General features: G+C 72.6%; 6 protein-coding genes and 1 pseudogene. 6 read left to right on the top strand and 1 reads right to left on the bottom strand.

The annotated features are described in order from the left end of the window. A pseudogene (locus F9B16_RS51950) lies at positions 1-365 on the top strand (hypothetical protein); the annotation flags it as partial. Positions 366-381: 16 nt separating this feature from the next. On the opposite strand, the gene corA reads toward F9B16_RS51950, so the two are convergent. After that, positions 382-1,353 carry a magnesium/cobalt transporter CorA gene (corA, locus tag F9B16_RS48595; RefSeq protein ID WP_151547048.1) on the bottom strand — a complete coding sequence of 324 codons (972 nt, stop codon included), beginning with the start codon at positions 1,351-1,353 and terminating at the stop codon, positions 382-384. An 86-nt stretch (positions 1,354-1,439) separates the two neighbouring features. On the opposite strand from corA, the gene F9B16_RS48600 reads away from it, so the two are divergent. From F9B16_RS48600 to F9B16_RS48620, 5 genes are all read left to right on the top strand, one after another. Beyond that, the gene (locus F9B16_RS48600; RefSeq protein ID WP_151547049.1) at positions 1,440-2,165 is read left to right on the top strand and encodes a histidine phosphatase family protein; all 726 of its coding nucleotides are present in this window, start codon (positions 1,440-1,442) and stop codon (positions 2,163-2,165) included. 10 nt (positions 2,166-2,175) lie between these two features. After that, positions 2,176-2,724 (top strand): DUF3090 domain-containing protein, encoded by a 549-nt coding sequence (locus F9B16_RS48605; protein ID WP_151547050.1) that lies wholly within the window; start codon positions 2,176-2,178, stop codon positions 2,722-2,724. A 93-nt stretch (positions 2,725-2,817) separates the two neighbouring features. Then, on the top strand, positions 2,818-3,594 hold the full coding sequence (locus F9B16_RS48610; protein ID WP_151547051.1) for an SCO1664 family protein: 777 nt from the start codon (positions 2,818-2,820) through the stop codon (positions 3,592-3,594). A 52-nt stretch (positions 3,595-3,646) separates the two neighbouring features. Beyond that, complete coding sequence (locus F9B16_RS48615) at positions 3,647-4,411, top strand: NRDE family protein (RefSeq protein ID WP_151547052.1); 765 nt, start codon at positions 3,647-3,649, stop codon at positions 4,409-4,411. A 156-nt stretch (positions 4,412-4,567) separates the two neighbouring features. Then, positions 4,568-6,337, top strand: a complete 1,770-nt coding sequence (locus F9B16_RS48620; RefSeq protein ID WP_151547053.1) for an ABC transporter substrate-binding protein — start codon at positions 4,568-4,570, stop codon at positions 6,335-6,337. Positions 6,338-6,352: the final 15 nt, after the last annotated feature.

The following is a 6,352-nucleotide window of genomic DNA, read 5'->3' on the forward strand; positions in this document are numbered from 1 at the left end:
CCGCCCTGGCCGGGCCGCGCGCCCCGCTGGCGATGGCGCCGGGCGCCGAGCCGCCGGCGGCGGCGCGGCTGGCGCTCACGCAGTTCCGGCAGGCGGTGCTGCTGCGGTTCGCGCTGGCCGAGGGCGTGATCCTGCTGGGCCTGCCGCTGGCGATGATCGCGCACGCCGTGGTGGTGTTCGCCGCCGGGTTCGCCGTCGGCTACCCGCTGCTGCTGTGGCTGGCGCTGCCGACCAGGGGCGGGGTGGAGCGGGTGCGCCGCCGGCTGGAGTCGCAGGGCGCCGAGTCGCACCTGTGGGCCGTGCTGCTGGCCGCGCCGCCCCCCGAACTGCTCCCCGGCAGGACGCCCGGCCGCGACGCCGCGTAGCGGCCCCCGGCGTGTCTTACAGCCAGCCGCTCTTGCGGAGCCTGAGGTAGAGCAGGACGCACACGGCCGCCATCACCAGCAGGACGACCGGGTAGCCCCACGACCATTTCAGCTCCGGCATGTGCGTGAAGTTCATGCCGTAGATCCCGGCGATCGCGGTCGGCACCGCGATGATCGCCGCCCACGCCGAGATCTTCCGCATGTCCTCGTTCTGCCGCTTGCCGAGCAGCGCCAGATGCGCGTTCAGCACGCTGTTCAGCAGCTCGTTGTGCGCGTCGACCTGCGCGTCCACCCGCAGCAGGTGGTCGAGGACGTCGCGGAAGTACTCCCGGGTCCCGGCGCACTCGGAGACCCGGCCCTTCACGATCTCCTGCAGGACCGGGACCAGCGGGTCCTCGGCGGTGCGGAACTCCAGCACCTCCCGCTTGAGCGAGTAGATGTCGGCGGTGACGTCGCGGGCCCGCGGGTCGAACACCGCCCGCTCCAGCCCGATGATGTCCACCTCGACCTCGTGCGCGACCAGCCCGTACCGGTCCACCACCTCGTCGCACACGGCGTACAGCACGGCGGTCGCGCCGTGCTTGAGCAGGTCCTTGTCCTCCTCCAGCCGCTTGCGGACGGGCCCGAGCGGGTTCCCGGCGCCGTGCCGGACGGTGACCGCGAAGTCCGACCCGAGGAACACCATGATCTCGCCGACCTCGATGTCGGAGGTCTCGTCGACGTAGGCGAGCGTCTTCAGCACCACGAACAGGGTGTCGTCGTAGCGCTCCATCTTCGGCCGCTGGTGCGCCGACACCGCGTCCTCCGCGGCGAGGGGGTGCAGCCGCAGCTCGTCCTTGACGAGCTCGAACTCCTCCTCGTCCGGCTCGTAGAGGCCGATCCACAGGAAGCAGTCGCCGTTCGCCCGCGCCAGGTCGAAGGCGTCGCTGATGTCGCCGTCGATGTCGCTGCGGACGCCGCCCGCGTAGATGGCCTTGTCCACGATCACGCTAGGCATTGTCGCGCATGCGGCGCGCCGCGCCGAATCGCGCCGGTGATCACATCCGGTCCGCGCATCTCCTACAGTGGCCAGTTGTGACGACCCTTCTCCTGGTAAGGCACGGCCTGACCGCTATGACCGGGCCGGTGCTCGCCGGCTGGACTCCCGGCGTGCGGCTGGACGAGCGCGGCCGCGCGCAGGCCGCCGCGGTCGCCGGGCGGTTGGCGGCGCTGCCGCTCGCCGCGGTCGTCTCCAGCCCCCTCGACCGGTGCGTCGAGACCGCCGAGTCGGTCGCCGCCCCGCACTCCCGCGACGCCGGCGGCACCGTGGACAAGGTGGAGATCGACGAGCGGTTCGGCGAGGTCCGCTACGGCGACTGGACGGGCCGCCCGCTCAAGGAGCTGGCCGAGGAGCCGCTGTGGCGGGTCGTGCAGGCCCACCCGAGCGCCGCCCGGTTCCCCGGCGAGGACGGCGAGGCGATGGCGGACGCCCAGCACCGCGCGGTCGCCGCCGTCCGCGACTGGAACGAGCGCGTCGCCGCCGCGCACGGCCCGGACGCCCTGTACGCGGTATGCAGCCACGGCGACATCATCAAGGCGATCGTCGCCGACGCGCTCGGCCTCCACCTGGACCAGTTCCAGCGCATCCAGGCCGACCCCGCGTCGGTCACCGCGATCCGCTACACCGAGCTGCGGCCGTTCGTCGTCCGCGTCAACGACACCGGCGGCGACGTCGCCGGTCTGCTGCCCAAGCCGGACGAGGGCGATGACGGGAAAACCGGATCCGGGGCGAGTGACGCGGTCGTCGGCGGCGGCGCGTAGGGTCGATGCCATGCCCGTCATCTCCTACGACCTGCCGGAGCGGTTCGTCGCCGGCGCCGTCGGGCGCCCCGGCGACCGCGCCTTCTACCTGCAGGCCCGCGCGGGCCGCCGGGTCACCAGCGTCGGCCTGGAGAAGTTCCAGGTGACGCTGCTGGCCGAGCGGCTCGAGGAGCTGCTGGACGAGGTGCTGCGGCGCAGCGGCGGCGAGGCCCACGTCCCCGCGGTCACCCCGTCGGAGCTGCGCGACGACGGCCCGCTGGAGCAGCCGGTGGAGGAGGAGTTCAAGGTCGGCACGATGGCGCTGGCCTGGGACCCCGACGACGAGCGGGTCGTCATCGAGGCGCAGGAGGTCACCGAGGCCGAGGAGGACGCCGAGGTCGGCGAGGACGACCCGGCCATCGCGGTGCTGCGGGTGCGGATCAGCGCCGCGCAGGCCCGCGCGTTCGCCGAGCGGGCGCTGCAGGTGGTCGCCGCCGGGCGGCCCCCGTGCCCGCTGTGCGGGCTGCCGCTGGACGCCGAGGGCCACGTGTGCCCCCGCCAGAACGGATACCTGGGCTGAGATGGGCGCGGTCGGCACGCCGGGCCGGGTCGCGGCCGCCCCGGACCGGGACCCGCACTGGATCAAGGACGGGCCGCCCGGGAGAATGAGCGCATGACGCAGTCCTCCCGGGACCGGGCCCCCGCCGGCGAGCCCGCCGGCGACCGGGTCTCCCCCCGCGACGTCCCCGCCGCCGAGCGGCTGCTGCTGGGCGGCCGGCTGGCGATCGAGGGCCGCCTCGTCCAGGCCTCCAACGCCACCCTGTACTGCACGGTCGAGCTGGACGGCGTCAGCGCCGCCTGCGTCTACAAGCCCGTCGCGGGCGAGCGGCCGCTGTGGGACTTCCCCGACGGCACCCTCGCCGAGCGCGAGGTCGCCGCCTACGAGGTGTCCAAGACGATGGGCTGGGGGACCGTCCCCCCGACCGTCCACCGCGACGGCCCGTACGGGCCGGGCATGGTGCAGCTGTGGGTGGAGCCCGACCCCGACATCGACCTGGTCGCGCTGTCGCGCTCCGACGACGACGCGATCCGCCGCATGGCGGTGTTCGACGCCGTCGTCAACAACGCCGACCGCAAGATCGGGCACCTGTTGCCGCCCGGCGACGGCCTCGTCTACGGCTGCGACCACGGCGTCTGCTTCTCCGTGGAGTACAAGCTGCGGACGGTGCTGTGGCAGTGGCGCGGCAAGCCGCTCACCTCCGAGGCGGTCGAGGCCCTCACCCGCGTCGACCGCGCGCTGCGCGACGGCCCGCTCGCCGCCCGCCTCGCCGAGCTGCTCACCGAGGAGGAGGTCGACGCGACCGGCCGCCGCGTCGAGCTCATGCTCAAGCACCGCATCCACCCGTACCCGCCCGAGGACTGGCCCGCCATCCCCTGGCCGCCGCTGTAGTCCCGGACCCCGGCGTTCGGGTGGGTTCGGGGGAAGTGCTCCAATTGGGGGCATGTGCACGGCGATCATCAGTGTCGACCCCTCCGCCGCCGTCCCCGTGCTCGTCGCGGGCGTGCGGGACGAGTTCATCGCCCGCGAGTGGGAGCCGCCGGGACGGCACTGGCCCGACCGGCCCGGCCTCGTCGCCGGCCGCGACCTGCGGGCCGGCGGCACCTGGTTCGCCGTGGACCCGGCCGCCCCGCGCGTCGCGCTGGTCCTCAACGGCCGGGGCCGGATGGCGCCCGAGGACGGCCGCGCCACCCGCGGCGGGCTGCCGCTGCGGATGGCCGCCGACGGCAAGCTCGGCGAGCTGGAGCTCGCCGCGTTCGACCCGTTCCACCTCGTCGGCGCCGAACCGGACCGGGTGCGGCTGTGGAGCTGGGACGGCCGGGACCTCACCGAGCGCGGCCTCGGACGCGGCCTCCACCTGATCGTCAACAGCGGGCTCGAGGGCGAGGGCCAGCTGGAGGGCGAGACCGAGGACGCCTACATGGCGGCCCGCCTCGCCCACTTCCGCCCCCGCCTGGCCGCCGCGGCCAGGCCCGAGCCCGGGCCGGGCGAGGACGTGCGGGCGGCGTGGGGCGAGTGGCTCCCGCTGCTGGAGGGCGACGGCCTGCCGCGCGCCGACCACCGCGCCCTGCTGCCGATGCTGGACCTGGGCGACGGCCGCGTCTGGGGCACCACGTCCGTCAGCCTCGCCGCGCTCACCCCCGCCGCCATCCGCTACGACTTCTCCGCCGCCCCCGGCGACGCGGCGGCCTGGTCGCGCGTGCTCTGACCGGCGCCCCGCCGCGGCGTTTTCCTCCCCGCATCCTCGCGATCATGACGCTGGGTGCTAATTTGACTACCTAAAGCGATCTTCGCGGCCGCCCGCGCGGGCCCGGCCGCGGATCGCCCGGGGCAGTCGGTCATCAGCAGACGGGGGAGTGCGCAGATGACAGCAGTGAGACGGGGGGCGGCGGTCACCGCCGGGCTCGGCGCGGTGGTGCTCGCGCTGGCGTCCTGCGGAAGCGGCGGCGGTGGTGGTGGCGGCGGGAGCGCCGGCGGCACGCTGAAGGTCGTCGGGTCCTCCGACGTGGACCACCTCGACACCTCCAGCGTCTACACGACCTGGGGCAACATGCTCGCCCGCCAGTTCGCCCGGACGCTGTTCGGGTTCAAGGCCGCCAACAACTTCGACGACGCCATCAAGGTGCAGCCGGACGTCGCGCAGGAGCTCCCCACCACCCAGAACGGGGGCCTGAGCCAGGACGGGAAGACCTACACCATCAAGCTGCGCACCGGCGTGCTCTGGAACACCAACCCGGCCCGCGAGGTGACCGCGCAGGACTTCATCCGCGGCATCAAGCGGGTCTGCAACCCCGCCAAGCCGTCCGGCGGCAAGGCGTACTACAGCGAGACCATCGTCGGGATGAGCGCGTTCTGCAAGGGCTACGGGAGCGTCGACCCGAAGAGCGCGTCCGCCATGGCCGCCTACCAGAACGACCACGACGTGCCGGGGCTGACGGCCAAGGACGACAAGACCCTCGTCATCAAGCTGACCCAGCCCGCGAGCGACTTCACCAACATCCTCGCGCTGGAGTTCGCGGCGGCGGCCCCGGCCGAGTACGACGGGTACATTCCCGACAGCCCCCAGTTCCGCCAGCACACGGTGTCCGACGGCCCGTACCAGATCGTCTCGTACACGCCGAACAAGCAGTACGTCCTCGACCGCAACAAGAACTGGAAGGCCGCCTCCGACCCGACGCGGGCGCAGAACCCCGACCGGATCCAGGTCACCATGGGGCAGGACTCGCCCGACGTCGTCCAGCAGCAGATGGAGCAGGGCTCCGCCGACCTCGCCTGGGACCAGCCGGTGCCGACGTCGCGGATCCCGAGCCTGAAGTCCAACCCGAACTTCAAGATCATGGAGGGGTCGACGAGCAACCCCTACATCGTCTTCAACACCCTCAGCCCGAACAACAACAAGGCGCTGAGCAAGGTGCAGGTCCGGCAGGCGATCAACTACGCGGTCGACAAGACCGCGCTGATCCAGATCTACGGCGGCCCGGACGTCAGCGAGGTGCTGAACCAGGTCATCCCGCCGCGCAGCGTCGGCTACCAGCCGTTCAACCTGTACCCGACGCCCGGCAACGCCGGCGACCCGAACAAGTGCAAGCAGCTGCTCGCGCAGGCCGGGTACCCCAACGGGCTGACGCTCAAGTTCCCCTACCGGGTCTCCAGCAACCACCCGAAGGTCGCGCAGTCGGTCCAGGCGAACCTGAAGGCGTGCGGGATCACCGCGAACCTCACGCCCGACACCAACGGCACCTTCTACAACACGACGCTGGTGACGCCCGCCGACGCCAAGGCCGGCAAGTGGGACATCGCCGGCCCCGGCTGGGTGCCCGACTGGTACGGCAACAACGGCCGCACCAACATCGTGCCGCTGTTCGACGGCCGCCAGTACGGCCCGAACTCCACCAACTACGGCGACTACAACAACCCGAAGGTCAACGCGCTCATCGACCAGGCGCTGAAGGCCAAGGACGTCAACACGGCGGCCGGGTTCTGGGCGCAGGCCGACAAGCAGATCATGCAGGACGCCGCGGTGGTGCCGCTGATGAACCAGAAGTACCCGATCTTCCACTCGTCGCGGGTGAAGAACGCGCAGTACCTGCCGCAGTACCAGGCGTACGACCTCAACCAGGTCAAGCTCTCGTAGCCGGCGGCGCCCGGG

The organism is Actinomadura montaniterrae (assembly GCF_008923365.1).
GTDB lineage: Bacteria > Actinomycetota > Actinomycetes > Streptosporangiales > Streptosporangiaceae > Spirillospora > Spirillospora montaniterrae.